This is a genomic window from Streptomyces marinisediminis, from assembly GCF_026262575.1.
In the GTDB taxonomy this organism is placed as follows: Bacteria; Actinomycetota; Actinomycetes; order Streptomycetales; family Streptomycetaceae; genus Streptomyces; species Streptomyces marinisediminis.
This window is the reverse complement of sequence record NZ_JAPKFL010000001.1, coordinates 360,444-384,877: the sequence shown is the minus strand read 5'-3', so window position 1 is coordinate 384,877 and position 24,434 is coordinate 360,444. Positions and strand designations below refer to the sequence as shown.

Sequence of the window (24,434 nt, the reverse complement as noted above, 5' to 3'; positions counted from 1 at the left end):
CTCTTTCCGGCCGGTTTCCCGTCCGGAATTCCTCTCGTGGGAGTCGGAATCCCTGTGCCTTTCGGCGCGACCCGACGGTATCAGAAGATCTCCGCCTGCGGTCCACCCACCGGGTGGGCCGCAGGCGCACTGTCCCGCTCGCGTTCCCATCGGGGTGGAGACGTAAACGTACTGGAGCGGGGCGCCCGGACGCAAATCCCGGTGCCCCGCTCCCGTACGGCGGCTGACGGCGGCTCAGACCTCCACGACCACCGGCAGGATCATCGGACGCCGGCGGTAGGTGTCGGACACCCACTTGCCCACCGTGCGCCGCACCAGTTGCTGGAGCTGGTGCACCTCGGCGACGCCGTCCTGGGCCGCCTTGCCCAGTGCCTCGTCGAGCCGCGGGGTGAGCGCGGTGAAGTTCGCGTCGTCGATGCCGGAGCCTCGGGCCTGGATGTGCGGCCCGCCCACGATCTTCCCGGTGGTGCTGTCCACCACGAGGAAGACCGAGATGATGCCCTCGTCACCGAGGATGCGCCGGTCCTTCAGCGCGGTCTCCGTCACGTCGCCGACGGAGAGGCCGTCCACGTAGACGTACCCGGCCTTCACCTTGCCGACGATGTTGGCCTTGCCCTTCACCAGATCGACCACCACGCCGTCCTCGGCGATCACGACCCGGTCCCGGGGTACGCCGGTCTGGGCGCCCAGCTCGGCGTTGGCCCGCAGGTGCCGCCACTCGCCGTGCACGGGCATCAGGTTGCGCGGCTGGCAGATGTTGTAGAAGTACAGCAGCTCCCCGGCCGAGGCGTGGCCGGAGACGTGCACCTTGGCGTTGCCCTTGTGCACGACGTTGGCGCCCCAGCGGGTGAGGCCGTTGATCACCCGGTAGACGGCGTTCTCGTTCCCCGGGATCAGCGAGGAGGCGAGGATCACCGTGTCGCCCTGGACGATGCGGATCTGGTGGTCGCGGTTGGCCATGCGGGACAGGGCCGCCATCGGCTCGCCCTGCGACCCGGTGCACACCAGCACCACCTTCTCGTCCGGCAGGTCGTCCAGCGCCTTGACGTCCACGACCAGCCCCGCCGGCACCTTCAGGTAGCCCAGGTCCCGGGCGATGCCCATGTTGCGGACCATGGAGCGGCCCACGAAGGCCACCCGGCGCCCGTGCTCGTGCGCGGTGTCGAGGATCTGCTGGATGCGGTGGACGTGGCTGGCGAAGCTCGCCACGATGATCCGCCGCCGGGCGCGCGCGAAGACCTGCTGCAGCACCTGCGTGATGTCCCGCTCCGGCGGGACGAAGCCGGGGACCTCGGCGTTGGTGGAGTCCGACAGCAGCAGGTCGATGCCCTCCTCGCCGAGCCGGGCGAAGGCCCGCAGGTCGGTGAGGCGCCCGTCGAGCGGGAGCTGGTCCATCTTGAAGTCGCCGGTGTGCACCGTCAGCCCCGCCGGGGTGCGGATGGCCACGGCCAGGGCGTCCGGGATGGAGTGGTTGACGGCGACGAACTCGCAGTCGAAGGGGCCGATGCGTTCGCGCTCGCCCTCGCGCACCTCCAGGGTGTAGGGGCGGATGCGGTGCTCCTGGAGCTTGGCCTCGATCAGCGCGAGGGTCAGCTTGGAGCCGATCAGCGGAATGTCGGGCTTCTCGCGCAGCAGGTAGGGGACGCCGCCGATGTGGTCCTCGTGCCCGTGGGTGAGCACGATGCCGTCGATGTCGTCGAGCCGGTCCCGCACGGAGGTGAAGTCCGGCAGGATCAGGTCGATGCCGGGCTGCTCCTCCTCGGGGAAGAGCACGCCGCAGTCGACGATCAGCAGGCGACCGCCGTACTCGAAGACGGTCATGTTGCGGCCGATCTCGCCCAGGCCGCCGAGCGGGGTGACGCGCAGGCCGCCCTTGGGAAGCTTCGGCGGGGGGCCGAGCTCGGGGTGTGGGTGGCTCAAGAAACTCTCCTCACCACGCGCGCCACGCACCCGGCGGGGCACGTGGCGCGCGCGTTGGTCGTGCAGGTTCAGTTGTGCCGGTATGCGGTTGTGCAGTCGGTGCCTAAAGCTGTACCCCGCCGGCGGCGAGATCGCGCCTGAGCTGTTCGATCTCCTCGTCCGTCAGCTCCACCAGCGGCAGCCGCAGCGGGCCGCCGGGCAGTCCCTGGCGGGCCAGGGCGGCCTTGGTGGTGATCACGCCCTGGGCGCGGAACATGCCGGTGAAGACGGGCAGCAGCTTCTGGTGGATCTCGGTCGCCTTGGCGACGTCGCCGCTGAGGTGGGCGTCGAGCATGGCGCGCAGCTCGGGGGTGACCACGTGCCCGACGACGGAGACGAAGCCCACGGCGCCGACGGACAGCAGCGGCAGGTTGAGCATGTCGTCGCCGGAGTACCAGGCCATGCCGGAGGCGGCGATGGCCCAGCTCGCGCGGCCGAGGTCGCCCTTGGCGTCCTTGTTGGCGACGATGCGCGGGTGCTCGGCCAGCCGGACGAGCGTCTCGGTGTTGATCGGGACGCCGGAGCGGCCGGGGATGTCGTAGAGCATGACCGGCAGCCCGGTGCTGTCCGCGATGGCGCTGAAGTGCCGGTACAGGCCCTCCTGCGGCGGCTTGTTGTAGTACGGGGTGACGGCCAGCAGCCCGTGGGCGCCCGCCCGCTCGGCGGCGCGGGCCAGCTCCAGGCTGTGCGCGGTGTTGTTGGTGCTGGCTCCGGCCACGACGTGCGCCCGGTCCCCGACGGCCTCCACAACCGCCTGCACGAGCTGGGCTTTCTCCGCGTCGGTGGTGGTCGGCGACTCGCCGGTGGTGCCGTTGACGACGATGCCGTCGTTGCCCGCGTCGACCAGGTGATCGGCCAGGCGCTGGGCGCCGTCCAGGTCAACGGTGCCGTCGGCGTGGAACGGCGTGACCATGGCGGTGAGGACCCGCCCGAAGGGCGTCTGCGGTGTGGAGGTCGGAGCCATGAGGTCCACGCTACTCGTAGCGCGGCGCCGCTCGCTCCCTCGGGGCGCCGGAATGTGGAGCCCGGCACTGCCTGCTCGGGGGTTCAGGCAGTGCCGGGTCCGTGATTTCAGAGTAGATGAACATCCCGAAATGCCGCAATTCGGACATCGTGCGGGGTTATGGCGCCACCCGCCCGTTGGCGTTGAAGGCGGCGTGTGTGAGGGGCATCAAACGCGCCCATTCGGCCTCCAGCAGTTCCCCGACCATCTCGATCTCCCGCTGGGGGAAGGAGGGCACCTTGGCCTCCTCGTGCCGGGTGCGCAGGCCGAGGAAGTGCATCAGCGAGCGCGCGTTGCAGGTGGCGTACATCGAGGAGTACAGGCCCACCGGCAGCGCCGCGCGCGCCACCTCCCGGGCCACCCCGGCCGCCAGCAGCGTCCGGTACGCCTCGAAGGCCTGTTCGTAGGAGCTCCGCAGGGTGGTTTCCACGAGCGCGTGCTGGTCGGGCGTGCCGGGGACGAACTCGTACTTGCCCGGCCTGCCCTGCTGCACGAGGTCGCGCGAGGTGTCCGGCACGTAGAAGACCGGCTCCAGCTCGCGGTACCGGCCGCTGGACTCGTTGTAGCTCCACCCCACCCGGTGCCGGTGGAACTCCCGGAAGACGAAGAGCGGGGCGCTGACCAGGAACGTCATGGAGTTGTGCTCGAAGGGGCTGCCGTGCCGGTCCCGCATGAGGTAGTTGATCAGGCCCTTCGAGCGCTCCGGGTCCCGGCTCAGCTCCTCCAGCGACTGCTCACCGACCGTGGAGACTCTCGCTGCCCACAGGACGTCGGTGTCGGCGGCGCTGTGCTTGACGAGCCGAACGGTCATGTCACTGCGGAAGCGGGGCTTCTCGGTCACCTGGGGGTCCCTCCGGGGTGCGGCACTGCGGGATTCCAGCCTACGAGGCGCGCGCGGCCCGCTGTGCGTCGGGCGAGCAACCACGGTGCGGTTCCCGTCGTCCACGTGGTGGGGGAAGGAAGCCGGGGAAAACGGGCACCAGGGGGGAGAGGCGGACGTTCCTTCCGGTAGCGGCCGACCACGCGCCCGTCCGGCACCGCCGACGCCCCGCCACCGCCGGCACCCCGGCACCCAGACCCCCGCCACACCGACACACCTGATACGCCTGACACACCTGACATATCCGACACACCGACATCACGGATGAGGAGCCTCACCACCATGTTCCGCCGCGGAGAGCCCGTGCCGTTCGCCTTCGTCGCCGAGGCCGAGCGGTTCCGCAGCAACGTCACCCCGCCGCCGCGCCGGCGGGCCAGCGCGTCGGAGCTGGCCGGGCGCGCGGTGCTCGCGCTCGTGGTGGTGGCCGGGTTCACCGGCTCGCTGCTGCTGGCGCTGCCCGCACTGGAGGTGCGGCTGGACGCCCCGCACGGCCAGCGGCAGGAGGCCGCGGAGGGGCGCTGACGAGCGCCGCACGGATGGCCGGTGTACGCCGGGCGCGCCGCAGCGGCGCCCCTGGTATGCCCCTTCGCGGGTTTGCCCGATAACCTCACCGGTCACAGGACGGCATCCCGTCCTGACCGCACTGCCTGGAACCGCGAGCGAGGACCCGTCGTGCCCCTGCCCTTCCTGACGGCCGACCACGAGCTGAGAGCCCCCGTGGAGGTCTCCGAGGAACCGCTGCCGTACGCGGACCGGGACCGCTGGCGGCGCCCGTACCGACCCGGCCCGTGGCGGGTGGGCGGTGCGGCCGTCCTGCTGCTCCTCGCCGCCTACCTGCTGATCTCCGCCGTCGTCATCGTCCTGGTGGGCTCGCTCGCGGGGGCCGCGGCGTGCCTGCTCACGGCGGCCGCGGTGCTGGCGCTGGCGCTGCGGGCCCTGCGCGTGGGGGTGTGGGTCAGCGCCCGCGGCGTGCGGCAGGTGCAACTCCTGCGCACGGTGACGCTGGCGTGGTCCGAGGTCGGCGCCGTGCGCACGGTGCAGCAGCCGGTCCGCTGGCTGGGGCTGCCGCGCACGGTGCAGGGGCAGGCGGTGCTCGTCGAGCGGCGTCAGGGCCCGGCCCTGCGCATGCTGGTCACCGACCGCAGCGCCGACTTCCTGGCCAAGCCGGGCGCCTTCGAGCGCGCGGCGGACGTGCTGGAGGGCTGGGCGCACGAGCACGGCGGCCCGCACCCGCACCGCGGGCCGCGCGGCTAGGAGGCGCCGGGGGCGTCGGGCGTGCGCGGTGCCTCCGCCGGCTCCGGCGCCCGCCGCTCCCGGCGGTGCAGGGCGATCGCGCGCTGCATGGCCTTGCGCGCCCGGGGCGTGTCGCGGGCGTCGTGGTAGGCGACGGCCAGCCGGAACCAGCTCCGCCAGTCCTCCGGCCGGGCCTCGGCCTCGGCCCGGCGGCGGGCGAAGGCGGCGTCGGCCGAGGCCCGGTCGATGCGGCCGCTGGCCGTGCGCGCGAGGTCGTCGGCCGGGAGCCCGCCCTCGGCGTCGAGCTGGCGGGCCAGCCGCCCGGCGAGCACGGCGAACCGCGTGCTGTGCCACAGGAACCAGGCGCCGATGAGCGGCAGGACGAGCACCGCGGCGCCGAAGGCGACGGTGACCGGGGTGCCCTGCTCGATGAGCAGCAGGCCCCGGCCGCCGACCAGCACGAAGTAGCCGACGAGCAGCGCCGCCAGCAGGCAGTAGGTGAGCTTCGCCCGCATCGCCGGGCCTCCTAGTCGTACCGGTGTCCGAGCGACCTGGCCGTCAGCCGTCCAGGTCGAGGAAGTGTTCCAGGCCGTAGGTCAGGCCCGGCGCGGTGGGCACGCGGCGCACGCCGAGCAGCACGCCGGGCATGAAGGACGAGCGGTGCAGCGAGTCGTGGCGGATGGTGAGCATCTCCCCCTCGCCGCCGAGCAGCACCTCCTGGTGGGCGACCAGGCCGCGCAGCCGCACCGCGTGGACGGGGACGCCGTCGACGTCCGCGCCGCGGGCGCCCTCCAGCGCGGTGCTGGTGGCGTCGGGCTGCGGCGCGCTCCCGGCCGCGCGGCGGGCGTCGGCGATGAGCTGCGCCGTCCGCACGGCCGTGCCGCTGGGCGCGTCGGCCTTGCCCGGATGGTGCAGCTCGACGACCTCGACGGACTCGAAGAAGCGCGCCGCCTGCCGGGCGAAGCGCATGGTGAGCACGGCGCCGATGCCGAAGTTGGGGGCGACGAGGACGCCGGTGCCCGGGGCGTCGGCGAGCCAGCCGCGCAGGGTGGCCAGCCGCTCCTCGGTCCAGCCGGTGGTGCCGACGACGGCGTGGATGCCGTGACGGACGCAGTGCTCGACGTTGCCCATGACCGCGTCGGGGTGGGTGAGGTCGACGGCGACCTGGGCGCGGGAGGCGGTGAGGGCGTCCAGGGCGTCGTCGCGGTCGAGGGCGGCGACCAGGTCGAGGTCCTCGGCGGCGTCGACGGCCTGCACGGCCTCGGCGCCCATGCGGCCCTTGGCGCCGAGCACGGCCACGCGGAGGTTGCTCATGGGGATGCGGTTCCTTCTCTCAGCGGGGGTCGGGGGCGGCGATCAGGCGACGGCGGCGTCCAGGCGGGCCGCCTGCCGGTCGGTGAACGGTCCGATCGCGGCCAGGGACGGGCGGTGGCCCAGGATGTCGGCGGCGACGGCGCGCACGTCGTCGGGGGTGACGGCGGCGAAGCGCGCGAGCATCTCGTCCACGGACATCTGCCGCCCCCAGCACAGCTCGCTCTTGCCGAGCCGGTGCATCAGCGCGCCGGTGTCCTCCAGGCCGAGCACGGTGGAGCCGGAGAGCTGGCCGACCGCCCGGCGCAGCTCGTCGTCGGGCAGGCCGTGCGCCGCGACGTCGGCTATCTGGTCCCGGGTGATGCGCAGCACGTCGTCGACCTGGCCGGGGCGGCAGCCGGCGTAGACGCCGAACAGGCCGCAGTCGGCGTAGCCGGAGGTGAGCGAGTACACCGAGTAGGCCAGGCCGCGCTTCTCGCGGATCTCCTGGAACAGCCGGCTGCTCATGCCGCCGCCGAGGGCCGCGTTGAGCACGCCCAGCGCCCAGCGGCGCTCGTCGGTGCGGGACACCCCCGGCACACCGAGGACGACGTGGGCCTGCTCGGTGCGGCGGTGCACCAGGTCCACCCTGCCCGCGGTGGTCACGCGGCGGGTGCCGGAGCGCGGGGGCAGCGGGCGCGCGTCCGGCGCCGTCAGCGCCCCGGCCCGCTCGAAGGCGGCGCGGACCTGCCGCACCACGGTGGCGTGGTCGAGGTTGCCCGCGGCGGCGACGACCAGCCGGGTGGGGTCGTAGTGCGTGCGGTAGAAGCGGGCGACGCGGTCCCGGGTGAGGCCCTCGACGGTCTCGACGGTGCCCAGCACGGGCCGGCCGAGCGGGGTGTCGCCGAACAGGGTGCGGGCGAAGACGTCGTGGACGCAGTCCCCGGGGTCGTCCTCGGTCATGGCGATCTCCTCGAGGATGACGCCGCGCTCGGCGTCCACGTCCTCGGGGCGGATGAGCGAGCCGGTCAGCATGTCGCACACGACGTCGATGGCCAGCGGCAGGTCGGCGTCGAGCACCCGCGCGTAGTAGCAGGTGTACTCCTTGGCGGTGAACGCGTTCATCTCGCCGCCGACCGCGTCGAGCGCGGCGGAGATCTCCAGCGCGTCGCGCCGCTCGGTGCCCTTGAACAGCAGGTGTTCCAGGTAGTGCGTGGCGCCGCCCAGCGTGGGCGTCTCGTCGCGGGAGCCGACGTGCGCCCAGATGCCGAAGGTGGCCGAGCGCACGGTGGGCAGCGTCTCGGTGACCACGCGCAGGCCGCCGGGCAGGACGGTGCGCCGCACCGTGCCGGCGCCGTCCGCGCCGCCGGGCGGCGGTGTGGTGGTACGGGCGACGGCCCGCCGCTCCGGGGAGGAGCGGCGGGCCGTCGCGCGGTTGCTACGCGTCACTTGGCGTCAGCGGTGTCGGTGTCCGCGGCGCCGCCGTCCCCGGCGCCGGAGGCGTCGTCCTCCATGACCGGGATGAGGGAGAGCTTGCCGCGCTGGTCGATCTCGGCGATCTCGACCTGGACCTTCTGGCCCACCCCGAGCACGTCCTCGACGTTCTCCACGCGCTTGCCGCCGGCCAGCTTGCGGATCTGCGAGATGTGCAGCAGGCCGTCCTTGCCGGGCAGCAGCGAGACGAACGCGCCGAAGGTCGTGGTCTTCACCACGGTGCCCAGGTAGCGCTCGCCGACCTCGGGCATCGTCGGGTTGGCGATGCCGTTGATCGTGGTGCGCGCGGCCTCGGCGGCCGGGCCGTCGGCGGCACCGATGTAGATGGTGCCGTCGTCCTCGATGGTGATGTCGGCGCCGGTGTCCTCCTGGATCTGGTTGATCATCTTGCCCTTCGGGCCGATGACCTCACCGATCTTGTCCACCGGGATCTTGACGGTGATGATCCGCGGGGCGTTGGGGGACATCTCGTCCGGCACGTCGATGGCCTCGCCCATGACGTCCAGGATGTGCAGGCGGGCGTCGCGGGCCTGCTTGAGCGCGGCGGCCAGCACCGAGGCGGGGATGCCGTCGAGCTTGGTGTCGAGCTGGAGCGCGGTGACGAACTCGCGGGTGCCGGCCACCTTGAAGTCCATGTCGCCGAACGCGTCCTCGGCGCCGAGGATGTCGGTGAGGGTGACGTAGTGCGTCTCGCCCTCGATCTCCTGGGAGATCAGGCCCATGGCGATGCCCGCGACCGGCGCCTTCAGCGGCACGCCGGCGTTCAGCAGCGACATGGTGGAGGCGCAGACGGAGCCCATGGAGGTCGAGCCGTTGGAGCCGAGCGCCTCGGAGACCTGCCGGATGGCGTAGGGGAACTCCTCGCGCGTGGGCAGCACGGGCACCAGGGCGCGCTCGGCCAGGGCGCCGTGGCCGATCTCGCGGCGCTTGGGCGAGCCGACGCGGCCCGTCTCACCGGTGGAGTAGGGCGGGAAGTTGTAGTTGTGCATGTAGCGCTTGCGCGTCACCGGCGAGAGGGTGTCGAGCTGCTGCTCCATGCGCAGCATGTTGAGCGTGGTGACGCCGAGGATCTGGGTCTCACCGCGCTCGAACAGGGCGGAGCCGTGCACCCGCGGGATGGCCTCGACCTCGGCGGCCAGGGTGCGGATCTCGGTGACCCCGCGGCCGTCGATGCGCTTCTTCTCCTTGATCACGCGCTCGCGGACGAGCTGCTTGGTCAGGGAGCGGTAGGCGGCGGAGATCTCCTTCTCGCGGCCCTCGAACTGCGGCAGCAGCTTCTCGGCGGCGGCGGCCTTGACGCGGTCCAGCTCGGCCTCGCGCTCCTGCTTGCCCGCGATCGTCAGCGCCTGCGCCAGCTCCTCGCGCACGGCGGCGGACAGGGCGTCGAAGACGTCGTCCTGGTAGTCCAGGAAGACGGGGAACTCGCCGACCGGCTTGGCGGCCTTGGCGGCCAGCTCGGACTGGGCCTTGCAGAGCGCCTTGATGAAGGGCTTCGCGGCCTCCAGACCGGCGGCGACGACCTCCTCGGTGGGGGCGCTGGCGCCACCGCGGACGAGCTCGACCGTCCGCTCGGTGGCCTCGGCCTCGACCATCATGATCGCCACGTCGCCGTCGGGCAGCACGCGGCCGGCCACGACCATGTCGAAGACGGCCTCGGCCAGCTCGGTGTGCGTCGGGAACGCGATCCACTGGCCGCCCACCAGGGCGACGCGGGTGCCGCCGATCGGGCCGGAGAACGGCAGGCCCGCGAGCTGCGTGGAGCAGGAGGCGGCGTTGATGGCGACCACGTCGTAGAGGTGGTCGGGGTTGAGGGCCATGATCGTCTCGACGATCTGGATCTCGTTGCGCAGGCCCTTCGCGAACGACGGGCGCAGCGGCCGGTCGATCAGGCGGCAGGTGAGGATCGCGTCCTCCGACGGCCGGCCCTCACGCCGGAAGAAGGAGCCGGGGATCTTGCCCGCGGCGTACATGCGCTCCTCGACGTCCACCGTCAGGGGGAAGAAGTCGAGCTGGTCCTTGGGCTGCTTGGAGGCGGTGGTGGCCGACAGCACCATGGTGTCGTCGTCCAGGTAGGCCACGGCCGAGCCGGCGGCCTGGCGGGCCAGCCGGCCCGTCTCGAAGCGGATCGTGCGGGTGCCGTGGGAGCCGTTGTCGATGACGGCCTCGGCGTAGTGGGTCTCGTTCTCCACCTAGAAAGTCTCCTCGTACGTGTCCGCCGCGCGGATCGCCGCGGACTGCTGCGGTGGAGCGCTCCCGGTGCGTGCCGGTCTTCGATCGAAGCTCCCGGGCTCGCGAGGTGCTGTCCGGGGGCCACTACCGAGGACCGGCGTCGGCGGGCGCGCCCCGCCTCGTGGTGGTGCTGTTGTCTCGTGTTACCTGTGTGGTGCCAGCCTACAAAGATCCGGCCGTCCGCGAGGTACGACGAAGGGAGCGGCCCCCGGTCAGGGAACCGCTCCCTTCCGCACGTCTCAGCGCGCGCCGCCCGCCGCGCCGCGGCGGATGCCGAGGCGGTCGACCAGGGCGCGGAAGCGCTGGATGTCCTTCTTGGCCAGGTACTGCAGCAGGCGGCGGCGCTGGCCGACCAGGAGCAGCAGGCCCCGGCGCGAGTGGTGGTCGTGCTTGTGGGTCTTCAGGTGCTCGGTGAGGTCCTTGATGCGCTGGGTGAGCAGCGCCACCTGGACCTCCGGGGAGCCGGTGTCGCCCTCCTTGGTGGCGTACTCGGAGATGATCTGCTTCTTCGTCGCGGCGTCGAGAGAGGACACGCGTTACTCCTCGTTCATGATGTCCTGCGGTCGCTTTCCGCAGGTGGCCGCCGAGTGCCCCTGGTCTGCTTCTCAGGGGAGCTTCCGTGACTCGGGAGGCGGGGCTCGCTGGGCGCCTTCCCTCCAGAGCGGCGCCCCGGGAGGTGCGTACACAAACGGCCGCCCGTAGCTTACACCAGACGGGCGGCGCCCCGGTGCGGCACCGCCCGCCCGCGCCGCCCGGCGCGCCGGGGTCAGCTCGTCATCGAGCGGGCGGCGTCGTAGACGTCCAGCGCCGCCAGGCACAGCGGCGTCAGCGAGAGCAGGACCAGGCCGTCGAAGAGGTCCAGCGCGCGGCCCCAGAAGGGGGTCAGGCCCGCGCGGGGCACGATCAGCCCGATCGCGGTGAGCAGCGCGGCGCCCAGGGCCAGGGCCGCGGCCAGCCACAGGGTGCGCAGCCCGCCGCCGTCCTCGGTGGCCGGGGTGTGCAGGGCCAAGGCGAGGGTGAGCAGCACGAGGGCGGCGACGCCGGCGGCCAGCGCGCAGGTGATCTGCGAGGTGTAGCGGAACAGCCGGGCGCGCAGCAGCAGGGCGAGGCCGGTGGCGAGCGCGAGGACCTGCGCCCACGCGTTGGCGGAGAAGCCCAGCACGGCCGCGGCGCCCACGACGACGACGGAGCAGCCGCCGACCAGGCCCAGCAGCATCGCGTGCCCGCGCCGGACCTGTCCGGCGATGCGCTCGGGGTCGACCGGGCCGGGGTCGGCGGGCGCGAAGGGATCGTCGGCGGCCACCCCGGCCACGTCCTGCCCGGGCCGGGGCGGCGCGTAGCCGATGGGCAGCCGGGCGAAGCGGGCGGACAGGCCGGGCAGGAAGGCGACGACGCCGATCGCGACCGGCGCGCACACCGCGGCGCCGGCCAGCGGCCCGGCGTCCAGCAGGATCATGCCGAAGACGGCCAGGGTGCCGATGCCGGCCGCGAAGGCGGCGGCGACGAAGGGCGCGTCCCCGCCGGGGATCACCGCGACCAGCACCGCGGCCGCCAGCAGCACCGCCACGCAGCCCAGCAGGAACTGCAGCCGCCCAACGCCGTGCCCGTCCTGGAGCGGCAGCACGCCGGACCCGGCGATCATGGCGTGCGGCAGGGCGGCCAGGCCCAGCGCCGTCCCGGTGCCCCGGTCGTCGTAGACCCGGGTGCGGACGGCGGCCAGGGCGAGCAGCAGCACGGCGGTCAACCCGGCGACGATCCCGGCGAGGCTGTGCATGTCGTGGCCGACCGGGTCGGCGAACCACAGGACGCCCGCCATGAGCGTCAGCAGCACCACGCCACCGGTGAGCCCGGCGGCCCGCATCAGCCGGTCGTTCCACAGGGTGCGGTCCCGGACGACGGCCGTCGCCACCGCGTCGGAGACGTCGTCGAAGACCGCGGGCGGCAGCGACTCGGCGAACGGACGCAGGCTCAGCACCTCGCCGTCCAGCACCCGTTGGGCGAGCAGGGACCGGGCGCCGTCCAGCACCGTCCCGTCGCGGCGTACGAGGTGGTAGCCCACGGGCGCGCCCTCGGCCGGCGTCTGCGCGGACAGGCGCAGGATCTCCGGGTAGAGGTCGGCCACGGCGAGGTCCTCGGGCAGCGCGACGTCGATCCGGCTGTCGGGGCCGACGATGGTCACCCGGCAGAAGCCGGTGGCGGTCGCGGTCGGCGCGAGGGCCGTCGCGCCTGCTGACGTACTCACCCGGAAGCCCCCTCACGTATCACTGTGCGCACGCGGCGGGACACACCCTATCCGGGCCCGCGGCACGGGCCTGCACGTAGGATCACCCTCGCGCGGAGGGGAGCCGGCGCCACGGGGAGCGACGGCCGCCTGAGTGGCCCTCCAACCCGTCGTGAGGATTGGTACGCCCGTGAGCCAGATCGTTCTCAAGCGCCCGCCGCGGGTCCTGCCGCCGGAAGTGCCCGGTGCGGAACTGCGTCTGGAGCCGCCGCCGGAACTGCCGCGCGGGCAGCAGGAGGGCGTGCTGATGCAGATCGTGCCCATGCTGGGCATGGGCGGCTCGGTGGTCTTCTTCTTCATGTCGCCCAACCCGTTCATGCGCGTCATGGGTGCGGTGATGGCCGTCTCGACGGTCGCCATGGTCGTCTTCACCATCGTGCGCTTCCGCCGGGGCACCCAGGGCCAGATGGCGCAGACGCGCCGCGACTACCTCAAGTACCTGGCGCAGACCCGGCGGACCGTGCGCAAGACGGCCGCCCGGCAGCGCGACGCCCAGTTCTACCTGCACCCGGCGCCCGAGCAACTGTGGTCGCTGGTCGCCGAGGGCAGCCGGGTGTGGGAGCGCCGCGCCGGGGACGAGGACTTCGGCCAGGTCCGCGTCGGCCTGGGCGAACAGCAGCTCGCCGCGCCCCTGGTGGCCCCCGACACCGCCCCGGTGGAGGAGCTGGAGCCGCTGACCGCCGGCGCCATGCAGCGCTTCATCGACACCCACGGCACGCTCGACGGGCTGCCGATGGCCGTCTCGCTGCGCGCCTTCTACCACCTGACGGTCTCCGGGCACGCCGAGTCGGCGTACGGGGCCGCCCGGGCCATGCTCGCCCAGCTCACCTGCCTGCACGCCCCCGACGACCTGGTGGTGGCGGTGGCCGCGGGCGACCCGGAGGCCGCCGCGCGCTGGGAGTGGGCCAAGTGGCTGCCGCACGCCCAGCACACCGAGGAGGACGGGGCGGGCAGCCGCCGCCTGATCGGCGCCGACCTGGGGGAGCTGGAGGAGCTGCTCCGGCCCCGGCTGGAGGGCCGCACCCGCTTCCACCCGCAGGCCCAGCCGCTGCTGGACCAGCCGCACGTGGTGCTGGTGCTGGACGGCTCCGTGGTGCCGCCGACGTCGGCGTTCGCCTCGGCCGAGGGCATGCAGGGCGTGACCGTCATCGAGGTGGTGGGCGGCGAGCTGCGCGAGCCGCGCGGCGGGCTGTCGGTGGTGGTCAGGCCCGGCGAGCTGCGGCTGGAGTCGGGGCGCGGCGCCGTCTACGAGGGCCGGCCCGACGCCCTCGCGCTGCCGGCCGCCGAGGCGCTGGCCCGGCAGCTCGCCCCGCTGCGCCTGACCGGCGGCGGCGAGGAGGACGAGCCGCTGCTGGCCAACCTGGAGTTCACCGACCTGCTCGCCCTCGGCGACGCCGCCTCCGTCGACGTGGGCAGGACCTGGCGCCCGCGCGCCCGGGGCGAACGCCTGCGCGTGCCCATCGGCGTCGGCGTGGACGGGCAGCCGGTCATGCTGGACCTCAAGGAGTCCGCGCAGGACGGCATGGGGCCGCACGGGCTGTGCGTGGGCGCCACCGGCTCCGGCAAGTCCGAGCTGCTGCGCACGCTGGTCCTCGGGCTCGCGGTGACGCACTCCTCACAGACGCTGAACTTCGTCCTCGCCGACTTCAAGGGCGGTGCGACGTTCGCCGGCATGTCGCAGATGCCGCACGTCGCCGCCGTCATCACCAACCTGGCCGACGACCTCACCCTCGTCGACCGCATGGGCGACTCCATCCGCGGCGAGCTCAACCGCCGCCAGGAGATGCTGCGCGACGCGGGCAACTACGCCAACATCCACGACTACGAGAAGGCCCGGGCCGCCGGCGCCCCGCTGGACCCGATCGCCTCGCTGGTCATCGTCATCGACGAGTTCAGCGAGCTGCTCACGGCCAAGCCCGACTTCATCGACATGTTCATCCAGATCGGCCGCATCGGCCGCTCGCTGGGCGTACACCTGCTGCTGGCCTCGCAGCGGCTGGAGGAGGGCCGGCTGCGCGGCCTGGAGACCTACCTGTCGTACCGCATCGGCCTGCGGACGTTCTCCGCCGCCGAGTCCCGGACGGCGATCGGCGTGCCCGACGCCTACCACCTGCCCTCCGTGCCCGGTTCCGGCTACCTGAAGTTCGGCACCGACGAGATGACCCGGTTCAAGGCCGCCTACGTCTCCGGCGTCTACCGCTCCGGGGGCCCGGCGCGGGCCACCCCCGCCGGGGCGCGGACCGTCGAGCGGCGTCCGGCCCTGTTCACCGCCGCCCGGGTGCCCGTCCACTACGCCACGCCCCGGCCGGCGGAGCCCACCGTCCCCGCCCAGGCCACCCCGGGAGAGGACGACGCGCTCGCCGACACGGTGCTGGACGTCATCGTGCGCCGCCTCGAAGGCCAGGGCCCGCCCGCCCACCAGGTGTGGCTGCCGCCCCTGGACGTGGCCTCGCCGCTGGACGAGCTGCTGCCCGGCCTGACCACGGTGGAGCACCGCGGGCTGACCGTCCCCGACACCGCGCGGACCGGACGCCTGGTGGTGCCGCTCGGCCTCGTCGACAAGCCGTTCGAGCAGCGCCGCGAGGTGCTCCACAGCGACTTCTCCGGCGCCGCCGGGCACATGCTGGTCGTCGGCGGGCCGCAGTCGGGCAAGTCCACGCTGCTGCGCACGCTGATCTCCGCCTTCGCCCTCACCCACACCCCGGCCGAGGTCCAGTTCTACGGGCTGGACTTCGGTGGCGGCGGGATGACGGCCGTCGCCGGACTGCCGCACGTGGGCGGCATCGCCTCCCGGCTGGACCCGGAGCGGGTGCGCCGCACGGTCGCGGAGGTCGCCGGCGTCCTCGTCCGCCGCGAGGAGTACTTCCGCACCCACTCCGTCGACTCCGTCGCCACCTACCGGCGGCGGCGCGCCCGGGGCGAGATCACCGACCAGCCGTTCGGTGACGTGTTCCTGGTGATCGACGGCTGGGGCGCGTTCAAGCAGGAGTACGACATGCTCACCGACGTCGTCACCGACATCGCGGGCCGGGGCCTGGCCTACGGCGTCCACGTCGTCGTCGCGGCCTCGCGCAGCATGGAGCTGCGACCGGCGCTCAAGGACCAGCTCATGAACCGGCTGGAGTTGCGGCTGGGCGACACCATGGACTCCGAGTTCGACCGCAAGGTCGCCGCCAACGTGCCCCCCGGCGTGCCGGGACGCGGGCAGACGCCGCAGAAGCTGCACTTCATGGCCGCGCTGCCGCGCATCGACGGCGACCACGACCCCGACCGGCTCCCGGAGGCCACCGAGGAGCTGGTGGCCCGCGTCGGCGCGGCCTGGCCGCACGCCACCGCTCCCGCCGTGCGGCTGCTCCCGCGCGAGTTCCCCGCCCACCAGCTCCCGAGGGGCGACGCGCACCCCGAGCGCGGCATCGCCTTCGGGCTGGACGAGACCAACCTGGAACCCGTCTACGTCGACTTCGAGACCGACCCGTTCTTCCTCGTCTTCGGCGAGAGCGAGTCCGGCAAGACGGCGCTCGTGCGGCTGCTCGCGCGGCAGATCACCGAGCGCTACACGCCCGACGAGGCGCGCATCGTCGTCGCCGACTACCGGCGCGCGCTGCTGGGCGACGTCCCGGACTCGCACCTCATCGTCTACGCCGCGATGTCCAACGCCATGGACACCCACATGGCCGCGCTCGCCGACCTGATGGAGAAGCGCACCCCGCCCGACGACGTCACGCCACAGCAACTGCGCGACCGCAGTTGGTGGTCGGGGCCGCGCATCTTCATCATCGTCGACGACTACGAGCTGGTCGCCACCTCCAGCGGCAACCCGCTGGCCGCCCTCACCGAGCACCTGCCGTTCGCGCGCGACATCGGCGTGCGCTTCATCATCGCCCGCAACGCCTCGGGGGCCTCGCGCTCCTTCTTCGAGCCGTTCATGCAGCGCGTCAAGGAGCTGGGCGCGCAGGGCGTCGTCCTCGCCGGGGACCCGATGGAGGGCGACCTCATCGGCAACGTGCGCGCCCGGCCGATGCCCCCCGGGCGCGGTACCTTCGCCTCCCGCAAGCGCGGCGCCCCGCTCGTCCAGATCGGCTGGCTGCCACCGCAGTGACCCGGGCACGGGGCGGCGCGGCGCCGGGGGGCCGACGGGGGCCGTGGGCGCAGCCGACGAGGTTGGGCCGGGCCGCCGACCCGGTGCGGTGTCCGGCCGCCGGCCCGGTGATCGGCCCGGTGCTCGGCGGTGCCCGGCCCGCCGGAGCCTGGCCACGGGCCCGGGGCGGGGTCGGCGCCGGAGGCAGGTCACCGACTCGGTGCGGTGTGCCGCCGGGTGCCGCCGGCCCGCCTCCCGTGCGGGGCCACAGGCATCGACCCGGGCCGGGACCGAGGGCGGAGTCCGGAACCCGCGCGTCGCCGGTCCCGGTAGCGCCGGCCCCACCGCCCGACGCGAGGCCGCGAGCGCGCCCCCGGGCCCGGGGCCCGACGCCCGGACGCGGACCCGACGCGGCGCGGTGCCGGGCCGGGGCCCCGGCCCAGCCGCCCGGTACGGGGACACGGGCGCCGGCCCGGCAAGCGGAAAGGGTGGGCGTCCCCTCCGTGTGGACGCCCACCCTCTGCGGTGGTGAGTGAGCCGGGGGCTCAGATCTGGAACTGCTGGGCCGCCTTGACGTCGGTGCCCTGGTAGCCCGCCGTGGCGCCGTCCAGCGCGTTGGCGATGTCGTTCAGCGTGGAGGTCAGCCCGGTGACCTCCGACTCCCAGCCGCGCTGCTTGATGTGGAAGGCCTCCTTGGCCTCACCCTCCCACTGGGCGACGACGTCCATCACCCGGCTGTGCAGCGAGTCGAGCTGGGTCTTGATGTCGTTGGCGGCGGTGCGGATGTCGCCGGCCGCCGTGGTGACGGTCTCGTAGGTAACGTCGATGTTGGTCATGTGATCCCCCTGCTACTTGACCGTCGGAGCGGCGTCGATGAAGTCGCTGATCGGGCTGGACCCGTGGATCTTCTTGAAGTTCTCCATCTGGTCCACCTCGTTGGCGGTGAAGCCGTCCTTGCTCATCTGCAGCGCCTCCTCCATAAAGCGGAGCTTGTCGTTGAGCTTGCGGGCGTACTCGTTGGCCGTCCGCTGCAGGTGGTTGTACGCACCGGCGGCCGAGCCCTTCCACCCGGTCTCGATGGCGTCCACCGCGCCGTTCATCTGCCCGATCCGGCGCTTCAGGGTGTCCTGCATGTCCGAGCAGTCGGTGATGAGTTGGGCGAGTTTGGCTTCTTCTGACTTAAAGCCCTGTCCAGCCATTGCGCTCCTCCTTCAGAGCTCACGGATGTTCCTGGGGGACGCTGTCAGGTCGCGTCCCGGTTCTCAACTGCGGCGTCGCACCGCGAAGGTGACGCCACCGGCGACGACGACGGCCAGGGCCACCCCCGCGCCGACGAGGAGCCCGACGGGCACCCCGCCCTCTCCCCCGGGGTCCGCCACGGTCACCGTGTCGGCCGCGTCACCGTCCTCATCCGACGGCCCCCCGGCCTCTCCCGTGCCGCCCGACTCGCCCGGCTCCCCCGGCGCCGCCGACTCCGCGGGCTTCAGGAGCGGGTGCTGGTCCGGGTCCCCCGGGTTGCCCTTGCCTTCGAGCAGCACCGCGCGCGGCCGGATCGCTCCGTGCCCGACCCGGGTGCTGACCTCACCGTCAACCGGCTTACCAGCGGTCTCCAGCATCACCCGCAACACCTGGTTGGCCGTCCACTCCGGATGCTCGGCCCAGATCAACGCCGCCGCAGCAGAAGCGATCGCGGAGGCGTCACTGGTGCCAGAAAGGGTGCAGTAATCTGTGAAGGTTTCATCACACCAGCCAGGGATATCCGTCCCCGGAGCCGCCATGTCGACTTTCCCCGACCCGGAGAAATTCGGGGCTTCGTTCTCTCGGTTCAACGCCGCCACTGAGACGACTTCCGGGAACGCGGCCGGAAATCCTACACCTTCGCGCTCTTCTCCATGGTTGCCGGAACCGGCGAACATCAACTTCCCTTTACCCGCAGCGTAGGTCACGGCTTCTGCTACCGATTCAGCCCCGGGGGCACCAAAGGACATATTGATGATATCTGCTTCGCTATCAGCAGCCGCCCTGATGGCATCTGCGGTCTCATTATAAATAATGTCGTTCCCCAGATCCATCCGAATGGGGAGAATCTTGACCGCAGGAGCGAGTCCCTTAATGGTGCCGTCCTTACCCGAACCGGCGATAAGTTCGGCCATTGAGGTGCCGTGGCCTCGGTAGTCGTCGTGCGGGCCACCGGGAAGGCCAGATGCGTCCGTTCCGGGGAGCACACGGCCTTCCAACGATGTCGTCGACGGGTTGACGCCCGTGTCGATGACAGCGACGGTAATACCCTCACCCGTGCTGACGTCCCACATCTCTTCGGCCATCATCGGCTCCAGATACCACTGGGGAGACGGCAGTTCAGCCGCAACGGCAGAGGGAGCGAGCCCGGTCAGGCATACACACCATGCCCCCAAAGCCGCGACCAGGGCATAGAACCGACTACGTGCACGACCAACGCCGCCTTCCGTCCCCGACGTGCACCATGTTGAAGTCATTGCCAACCCATCTCGGCTAATCAATTACCTGCGGAACAACGTCACGACGTGGCGTCCATGTGGCTTCGTCTTCGGAAAGATAATCAGGTCGCTGTGCAGCAGGCCGATCACGTTCACGACGCGGCTGCGTCGCGTTCGCAGCACCAAGCGGGGCCGTACCGCCTGCGGCCGTGGCCCCCCTTACCAGCCCTGTGCCCCCCGGCGTGAAGTCCGTAGTGCGGCGTGCGGGAACCTGCGTCCCTGGGCGCGGGTTCCCGAATACCCCGCCTCGCTCGGAGGCCAGCCTCCGGTCAGCAGCCGGGCCTCCAGCGGCGTTGCCGGGCGTTCCGGGGGCCGCCGGAGATCCGCCAAGCGGAGGCCGCCCGACGGGGGCGTGCTCGCCACCCACGACCAGGCCGTGGGGAGCACGCGGGGCACCGAGGCCAGTCGTCGGCCCTTGTCGCTGTGGCACTCCCCCGACGATGCCTTCCGGCCGACCGGCGCCCGGCGCGGTGGGAAGGAACGGTCGCCCCACGGGCCCCTGCCCCCTCCCGGCAGTCGGGGAAGGACTTCCGCCCGGTGCAGACGGCGTCGGCGGGTTCGTGGTGGAAGCCCGCCCGCCTGAGCGCTTAGGGCCCTGGCCGGGGGAACGGTTGGGCGTTGCCGTGCTCCGTGATTGCCGCGGCTCCCTGCTGGGGGTGAACGTTGACGGCGGAGGAGCCGAAGGAACGCTCGGGCCCGTCTGCGGAGTCTGCGGGTTGGGAGCCGGAGAGGGGGCACGCACCGCAGGGTCAGCCGCCGCAGGCGCAACGGAGACACCGTTGATGTCCGTGCCCACGGGGCCCGTCCCCTGGGGGACGGTTGGACTGACCGACATGACATACGGCTGGTCGACAGCGGACGGACCGGAGGCGGCAGTCGGGACGCCGCCCGCCACCTCGCTCGCGGCGAACGCCGTCCGAGGGTCGGAGCCCGTACGGCCGGTGGTCCCCGAGCCGTCACCCGCAGGCTCGGGAGGCAGCGGGGTGAACGGCACGCCGATGTTGGGCATGGGGCCGAAGGTGGGCTCGTCCTGGGAGGCCATCAGGTCGCGGGTCACTTTGTAGTACGAGCTGAGGCGGTTCATCTGGTTGATGGCCTCTTGGCGGTCCTTCTCCTTCTTCTGCGCCGCCGTCCACCGCTCGTTGCCCTCCACCCGGGCGGGGGCGGGGACTTCGTCGAGGGGCAGGCCGGGGCCCGCGTCCGGGTCGCGGGGAGGCATGCTGCTCTTGACGGAGGCCAGACCCTCGGCGGCGACCTGGAGCTGGGTGCCGGCGTAGTCGGTGTACGTGCCGAGCTTGGAGGTGTTCTTGCCGAGGTTCAGGGCCCAGTCCTTGAACGCCTCGGCCGCCCGGCCCTCCCACTCGACGTCGCGCGAGTACTTGGTGATCTCGTCGCCGATGTCGCTGATCGCGTCGGCCGCGTCCTTCAGCGCGTCGCCGACGGCCTGGAGGTCGCTGGGCCGGGCGCTGTCGATCATGTCGACCATGTCGTTGAGCCGGCGGTTCTCCCAGTCGGTCTGGCCGAGCGACGGCCCCCCGGGCACGAACGGAAGCGACTGGATGACCCTCCGCGCCTCGATGTAGTTGCTCAGGCCGGCGACGATCTCCTCGTCCGTGTACTCCTCGCTCATCGGGTCCCCTCCCCCTGCTTCGCTACAGGCCCTCGGTCTGGGCGGCGTCGGACGTGGCCTCCTCGCGGCGCCCTGCCCGCTGGGCCTCCTCGTGGTGCAGCGTGGTGCTGTTCTGGATCTGCCAGAAGCGGCGCTTGAGGTCGTCCTCGAGGTTGTCGAAGCCGATGTCCGCCCCCAGCACGGCGATGCCCATGGCCTCGATCTGCTCACCGAACGTCTTGGAGAGGTTGGTGAGGTGGTCGTGGACCCTCTCGTACTGCAGGGCCAGGTCGTCCGCCTCGGCGAAGCCCGTCCCGTAGGAGGACTTGGGCACGTTGCGCGTGCGGAGGCGGCTGTTGGCCGCCTCCGACGTGGACAGGCGCGCGAGGATGTCGTCGACGCGCTTCTTGAAGTCCGTCAGCGTCTCCGCCGCACGCTTGAAGTCGCTCTTGGTCCCCGTCGGCACGGGGCCCCCACCGCCGTGACCGGCGTCGAGCATTGCAGTTTCCCCCCTGCGATTCCCCGTTCACGTGATGTGGTCACTCTATCCAGCCGTACGGGCACCGCCAACCGGAGGGCGACCCGTCGACGAGGACGCCGTGGACGGTGGAGCGGTTCCGGCTCAGCGGTCGAGGTCGAACTCGCCGTCGCGGGCGCCGAGGACGAAGGCGTGCCACTCGGCGGCCGTGTAGCGCAGGACGGTGTCGGGGTCGGCGGAGTTGCGCATGGCGACGCCGCCGCCGGGCAGGTGGGCGATCTCCACCCGCTCCTCCTCGGGGCTGTCCGGCGCGCTGAGCCACTCGACATCGGAGATGTCGAGGGCGTAGAGCTCTTCCTTCTCGCGTTCGGTGGCCATGCGGGGTGTTCCCTTCGGGTTCTTCGGTGGTCTGCGGCCCGGTGTGCGGGCGGGCCGCCTCGGTGCGCGGGCCCGGTGCGGCGGGCCGCCTCGGACCGACGCGGCTTCTGCGCGCCTTCCGGTGCGTGCCGCCCGCGCACCGGCGCACCGTTCGCACTGCGCGCGCGGCCGCGCCGCACCCGCGCGCCACGCGCGGGTGCGCGTGCGCGGGCTCAGCCTACGGCGTGCCGGGGGACGCGGTGGCGGGTTGTTCCCGATCGGGTGAGGCCGTCGCGGGCGTCCGGCGGCGGCGGTCGCGCAGGACGACGCTCGTCCCGGCGACGATGCTGACCAGCACGGCGCCGGTGAGGAAGACGAACGTGCCCAGCCGCTCGTTGCGCTCGGCGTAGGACTCGCCCAGCCGCAGCGGCGCCGGTTCGGGCACGGGCGCCCGCGCCACGCCCTCCTGCGCGACCGGCTCGTCGATGGGCTGGTCGTCCTGGGTGAGCGCCCGCACCGGGTCGACGACGCCCCAGCCCACGTGGCGGTCCTTGCCGCTGACGGCGCGCTCGGCGGTCTGCTGGAGCTGGGCGACGATCTGGTGCGGCTCCCACTCGGGGTGTTCGGCGCGCAGCAGGGCCGCGACGCCGGCCACGAAGGGCGCGGCGAAGCTCGTGCCGTTGTCGGCGCAGTGGCCGCCGCCGGGGACGGTGGAGACGATGTCGACGCCCGGGGCGGCGATGCCGACGAACTCGCCCCGCTGGGAGAACAGGGCGCGCTCGTTGTTGCGGTCGGACGCGGCCACGGCCAGGACGCCCGGGAAGGAGGCCGGGTAGGTGTCCTTGAGCTTGCCGTCGGCGCCGTCGTTGCCCGCGGAGGCGATGACGACGACGCCCTGGGCGAGCGCCCGCTCGACGGCGTCCTGCAGCGGGTGGCCTTCCTCCAGCGGGGTGGTGGTGTCCTGGGAGATGTTGATGATGTCGGCCTTCTCGTCCAGCGCGTGGCGGATCGCCCGGGCCAAAGTGGTGGTGTTGCCCGACCCCTGGTCGTCGTTCTGCCGGATGGGGATGACGGTGGCCTCCGGCGCGATGCCGACGAACCCGGTGTCCGGCGCGGGGCGGGCGGCGATGATGCCGGCGACCTTGGTGCCGTGGCCCACCAGGTCGGCGGTGGGGCCGGTGGGGGCGCCCTCGCGCCGCTTGTCCTCGGGGATGAGGTCGGCTCCGCTGCCGACGTCGACGGCGTCCTTCAGCTGGGGGTGGTCGGCGTCGACGCCGGTGTCGATGACGGCGACGCGCACCCCCGCGCCCTTGGTCCGCTCCCACAACTGGTCCAGTTGCACGCGCTGGAGGGCCCACGGGCGTCCCTCGTAGGGGTCGGCGGGGTACTCGCACCGGACGCCGGCGCTCGGTGCGAGCACAGCGGCCGGCGCGGCGCCCGACGCCGCGGCGGGGGGCGCGAGCAGCGCCACGGCGGTCGCGGCGGCGGCCAGGAGCTGTGCCGGACGCCTCATCACGCCCCCTGCGGCTGCTTGGCGCCGGTGGTGTCCAGGCGCGGCCCGGTGGGCAGGAACTGCGCCCAGTCGGCCGGGACGGGCACGGGAGCGACGTCCTGGTAGCCCAGGCGGATCTGCGCCCGGTTCACCTCGTCGCCGCCCGGCTCCCGGCCGTCCCCTTCCGGCCGCTGTTCGGCGCTGCTGTCGGAGTTGGACTGCACCGCGTACCGCAGGCCGGTGTCGGTGACCAGGAACGTGCCGCCGGTCCCGGTGTCGCTGCCCTGGTACTGGCGGAACAGCAGCCCGGACCCGGGGGTGACGTAGGCGCTGGTGGAGCCGTCGGACACGGGCACCGGGTAGGCGTTCGAGGACCAGGTGGACAGGGTGACGGAGCCGTCGTCGTCCACGGCGCGCAGGACGCTGCACACGGTGTCGCCGCCGCCGGTGTTGACCTGCCGTGCGCGCGGCTCCGGCCAGTCGTGCCCGGCGGTGGGGCCCGCCGACTTCGGCGCGGCGGTGAAGGACTGGGCGGCGACGTCGAGGGCCTTGCCGTGCTGGCCGAGGTCGAGGGAGCCGGGACGGTCCAGCAGCAGGCGCGCGGTGAAGTCGGTGACGGGCACCACCTGGCCCGCCAGGACCACGTAGTGCTGCGGTCCGGAGCCGGTGGGGGCGCGCAGCACCATGCCGACCCGGTCGGCGTCGTCCGGCAGGCCGGAGACGCCGGCCGGGGCGCCGACGGTGCCGGGGAGGTCGGGGAAGGCGATGGGCGTGCCGTCGCGGAACGTGCCGAGCCACGCGTCGCTGACCCGCTGCGGGCGGCCGTCGCCGACCAGCGAGCGCAGCAGCAGTTCACGCTCGCGCGTGCGGATCTCGTACTTGGTGCCGCGGCCGTCGACGAGGTACAGCGTCTCGCTGGCGGTGCTCTGGACGTACATGACCTCACCGCCGGTGAGGCGGTCCTCGCCGTCGACCTGCCGGGCGTCGCGCTCGGCGAGGACGAAGGTGGCCTGCTGCACGGACCGGGCGGCGGCGCCGGGCCGCTCGCACACCGCCCAGCGCTTGGCCTGCCCGGCCTCCGGGGGCGAGGGCAGCCGGTCGGGCGCGTAGGGGATGCCGAGGGTGGGTCCGATGGGCACCTTGCCGCTGTCCAGGACCGCTTCGTCCACCTTGACGATCTCGGCGTTCTCGCCGTCCAGCAGCAGCTTGGCGGAGGCGAAGTTGAGCACGGGGTGGAGCTGCTTGCGGCCGTCCGTCTTCAGCACCACGTACCGGGTGGTGGACTCGCTGCCGATGATGACGTGCTTGCCGGGCTCGTCCCAGCCCTGGGGCACCTTGGGCTTGAACATGCCCCAGGCGCCGAATCCGGCGAGGATGACGGCGGCGGTGATCAGGCCGGGCAGGAAGGCGCGCAGCGGCCGGGGGGCGCCTTCCTCGGTGCCGGTCGGGGAGGGCTGGAGGAACGAGGCGACGGTGCGTCTCTTCGCGAATGTGTAGGCGTTGAGCTCGTCCCGCCTGGATGCCATGTGCGCGTG

Annotated in this window: 20 protein-coding genes; 3 read left to right on the top strand and 17 right to left on the bottom strand. The window is 72.8% G+C overall.

Features of this window, described 5'->3' with window-relative positions; all coding sequences use genetic code 11:
* Positions 1-234 precede the first annotated feature (234 nt).
* The 3 genes from OSB71_RS01675 to thyX form a co-directional block, all read right to left on the bottom strand.
* On the bottom strand, positions 235-1,920 hold the full coding sequence (locus OSB71_RS01675; protein ID WP_265943321.1) for a ribonuclease J: 1,686 nt from the start codon (positions 1,918-1,920) through the stop codon (positions 235-237).
* 103 nt (positions 1,921-2,023) lie between these two features.
* The gene (dapA, locus tag OSB71_RS01670) at positions 2,024-2,923 is read right to left on the bottom strand and encodes a 4-hydroxy-tetrahydrodipicolinate synthase (RefSeq protein WP_265943319.1); all 900 of its coding nucleotides are present in this window, start codon (positions 2,921-2,923) and stop codon (positions 2,024-2,026) included.
* Positions 2,924-3,080: 157 nt separating this feature from the next.
* On the bottom strand, positions 3,081-3,773 hold the full coding sequence (gene thyX / locus OSB71_RS01665) for an FAD-dependent thymidylate synthase (RefSeq protein ID WP_265943364.1): 693 nt from the start codon (positions 3,771-3,773) through the stop codon (positions 3,081-3,083).
* A 351-nt stretch (positions 3,774-4,124) separates the two neighbouring features.
* On the opposite strand from thyX, the gene OSB71_RS01660 reads away from it, so the two are divergent.
* Complete coding sequence (locus OSB71_RS01660; RefSeq protein WP_265943317.1) at positions 4,125-4,364, top strand: hypothetical protein; 240 nt, start codon at positions 4,125-4,127, stop codon at positions 4,362-4,364.
* Positions 4,365-4,514: 150 nt separating this feature from the next.
* Complete coding sequence (locus tag OSB71_RS01655) at positions 4,515-5,096, top strand: SCO5741 family PH domain-containing membrane protein (RefSeq protein WP_265943315.1); 582 nt, start codon at positions 4,515-4,517, stop codon at positions 5,094-5,096.
* On the opposite strand, the gene OSB71_RS01650 is transcribed toward OSB71_RS01655, so the two are convergent.
* The 6 genes from OSB71_RS01650 to eccD all read right to left on the bottom strand — a co-directional run bounded on the left by OSB71_RS01650 (position 5,093) and on the right by eccD (position 12,330).
* Positions 5,093-5,590 (bottom strand): hypothetical protein, encoded by a 498-nt coding sequence (locus tag OSB71_RS01650; RefSeq protein WP_265943313.1) that lies wholly within the window; start codon positions 5,588-5,590, stop codon positions 5,093-5,095. The two genes, OSB71_RS01655 and OSB71_RS01650, sit on opposite strands and share 4 nt — an antisense overlap.
* Before the next feature lie 43 nt (positions 5,591-5,633).
* Entirely contained in the window at positions 5,634-6,389 is a 756-nt protein-coding gene (gene dapB, locus OSB71_RS01645) for a 4-hydroxy-tetrahydrodipicolinate reductase (protein WP_265943311.1), read from the bottom strand.
* 42 nt (positions 6,390-6,431) lie between these two features.
* A complete protein-coding gene (locus tag OSB71_RS01640; protein WP_265943309.1) occupies positions 6,432-7,814 on the bottom strand; it encodes a M16 family metallopeptidase in 1,383 nt (460 codons plus the stop codon).
* Positions 7,811-10,048, bottom strand: a complete 2,238-nt coding sequence (locus tag OSB71_RS01635) for a polyribonucleotide nucleotidyltransferase (protein WP_265943307.1) — start codon at positions 10,046-10,048, stop codon at positions 7,811-7,813. Before OSB71_RS01635 ends, OSB71_RS01640 begins: the two co-directional genes overlap by 4 nt.
* Before the next feature lie 279 nt (positions 10,049-10,327).
* Complete coding sequence (gene rpsO / locus OSB71_RS01630) at positions 10,328-10,621, bottom strand: 30S ribosomal protein S15 (protein ID WP_265943305.1); 294 nt, start codon at positions 10,619-10,621, stop codon at positions 10,328-10,330.
* A 233-nt stretch (positions 10,622-10,854) separates the two neighbouring features.
* On the bottom strand, positions 10,855-12,330 hold the full coding sequence (gene eccD, locus OSB71_RS01625) for a type VII secretion integral membrane protein EccD (protein WP_265943303.1): 1,476 nt from the start codon (positions 12,328-12,330) through the stop codon (positions 10,855-10,857).
* A gap of 169 nt (positions 12,331-12,499) precedes the next feature.
* Between eccD and eccCa the strand changes: the two genes are divergently transcribed.
* Positions 12,500-16,468: a type VII secretion protein EccCa gene (eccCa, locus tag OSB71_RS01620; RefSeq protein WP_265943302.1), complete on the top strand. Its 3,969-nt coding sequence runs from the start codon at positions 12,500-12,502 to the stop codon at positions 16,466-16,468.
* Positions 16,469-16,992: 524 nt separating this feature from the next.
* Here the strand turns inward: eccCa and OSB71_RS01615 are convergent.
* The 8 genes from OSB71_RS01615 to eccB all read right to left on the bottom strand — a co-directional run bounded on the left by OSB71_RS01615 (position 16,993) and on the right by eccB (position 24,425).
* Positions 16,993-17,283 carry a WXG100 family type VII secretion target gene (locus OSB71_RS01615; protein ID WP_265943300.1) on the bottom strand — a complete coding sequence of 97 codons (291 nt, stop codon included), beginning with the start codon at positions 17,281-17,283 and terminating at the stop codon, positions 16,993-16,995.
* A gap of 12 nt (positions 17,284-17,295) precedes the next feature.
* Positions 17,296-17,646 (bottom strand): WXG100 family type VII secretion target, encoded by a 351-nt coding sequence (locus OSB71_RS01610; RefSeq protein WP_265943298.1) that lies wholly within the window; start codon positions 17,644-17,646, stop codon positions 17,296-17,298.
* Positions 17,647-17,709: 63 nt separating this feature from the next.
* Entirely contained in the window at positions 17,710-18,771 is a 1,062-nt protein-coding gene (locus tag OSB71_RS01605; protein WP_265943296.1) for a S8 family serine peptidase, read from the bottom strand.
* A gap of 187 nt (positions 18,772-18,958) precedes the next feature.
* Entirely contained in the window at positions 18,959-20,593 is a 1,635-nt protein-coding gene (locus tag OSB71_RS01600; RefSeq protein ID WP_265943294.1) for a WXG100 family type VII secretion target, read from the bottom strand.
* A 22-nt stretch (positions 20,594-20,615) separates the two neighbouring features.
* Positions 20,616-21,071 (bottom strand): DUF2563 family protein, encoded by a 456-nt coding sequence (locus OSB71_RS01595; protein ID WP_265943292.1) that lies wholly within the window; start codon positions 21,069-21,071, stop codon positions 20,616-20,618.
* Between the two features lie 123 nt (positions 21,072-21,194).
* On the bottom strand, positions 21,195-21,428 hold the full coding sequence (locus OSB71_RS01590; protein ID WP_265943289.1) for a DUF397 domain-containing protein: 234 nt from the start codon (positions 21,426-21,428) through the stop codon (positions 21,195-21,197).
* A gap of 217 nt (positions 21,429-21,645) precedes the next feature.
* The gene (gene mycP / locus OSB71_RS01585; protein ID WP_265943287.1) at positions 21,646-22,920 is read right to left on the bottom strand and encodes a type VII secretion-associated serine protease mycosin; all 1,275 of its coding nucleotides are present in this window, start codon (positions 22,918-22,920) and stop codon (positions 21,646-21,648) included.
* Entirely contained in the window at positions 22,920-24,425 is a 1,506-nt protein-coding gene (gene eccB / locus OSB71_RS01580; RefSeq protein WP_265943285.1) for a type VII secretion protein EccB, read from the bottom strand. The genes mycP and eccB overlap by 1 nt, the downstream gene beginning before the upstream one ends.
* Positions 24,426-24,434: the final 9 nt, after the last annotated feature.

Coding starts and splice junctions, on each gene's coding strand:
- dapA (WP_265943319.1), bottom strand. CDS start 2,923: ATGGCTCCGACCTCCACACCGCAGACGCCCTTCGGGCGGGTCCTCACC.
- thyX (WP_265943364.1), bottom strand. CDS start 3,773: ATGACCGTTCGGCTCGTCAAGCACAGCGCCGCCGACACCGACGTCCTG.
- OSB71_RS01660 (WP_265943317.1), top strand. CDS start 4,125: ATGTTCCGCCGCGGAGAGCCCGTGCCGTTCGCCTTCGTCGCCGAGGCC.
- OSB71_RS01650 (WP_265943313.1), bottom strand. CDS start 5,590: ATGCGGGCGAAGCTCACCTACTGCCTGCTGGCGGCGCTGCTCGTCGGC.
- dapB (WP_265943311.1), bottom strand. CDS start 6,389: ATGAGCAACCTCCGCGTGGCCGTGCTCGGCGCCAAGGGCCGCATGGGC.
- OSB71_RS01615 (WP_265943300.1), bottom strand. CDS start 17,283: ATGACCAACATCGACGTTACCTACGAGACCGTCACCACGGCGGCCGGC.
- OSB71_RS01610 (WP_265943298.1), bottom strand. CDS start 17,646: ATGGCTGGACAGGGCTTTAAGTCAGAAGAAGCCAAACTCGCCCAACTC.
- OSB71_RS01605 (WP_265943296.1), bottom strand. CDS start 18,771: ATGGCCGAAGAGATGTGGGACGTCAGCACGGGTGAGGGTATTACCGTC.
- OSB71_RS01600 (WP_265943294.1), bottom strand. CDS start 20,593: ATGAGCGAGGAGTACACGGACGAGGAGATCGTCGCCGGCCTGAGCAAC.
- OSB71_RS01595 (WP_265943292.1), bottom strand. CDS start 21,071: ATGCTCGACGCCGGTCACGGCGGTGGGGGCCCCGTGCCGACGGGGACC.
- OSB71_RS01590 (WP_265943289.1), bottom strand. CDS start 21,428: ATGGCCACCGAACGCGAGAAGGAAGAGCTCTACGCCCTCGACATCTCC.
- mycP (WP_265943287.1), bottom strand. CDS start 22,920: ATGAGGCGTCCGGCACAGCTCCTGGCCGCCGCCGCGACCGCCGTGGCG.
- eccB (WP_265943285.1), bottom strand. CDS start 24,425: ATGGCATCCAGGCGGGACGAGCTCAACGCCTACACATTCGCGAAGAGA.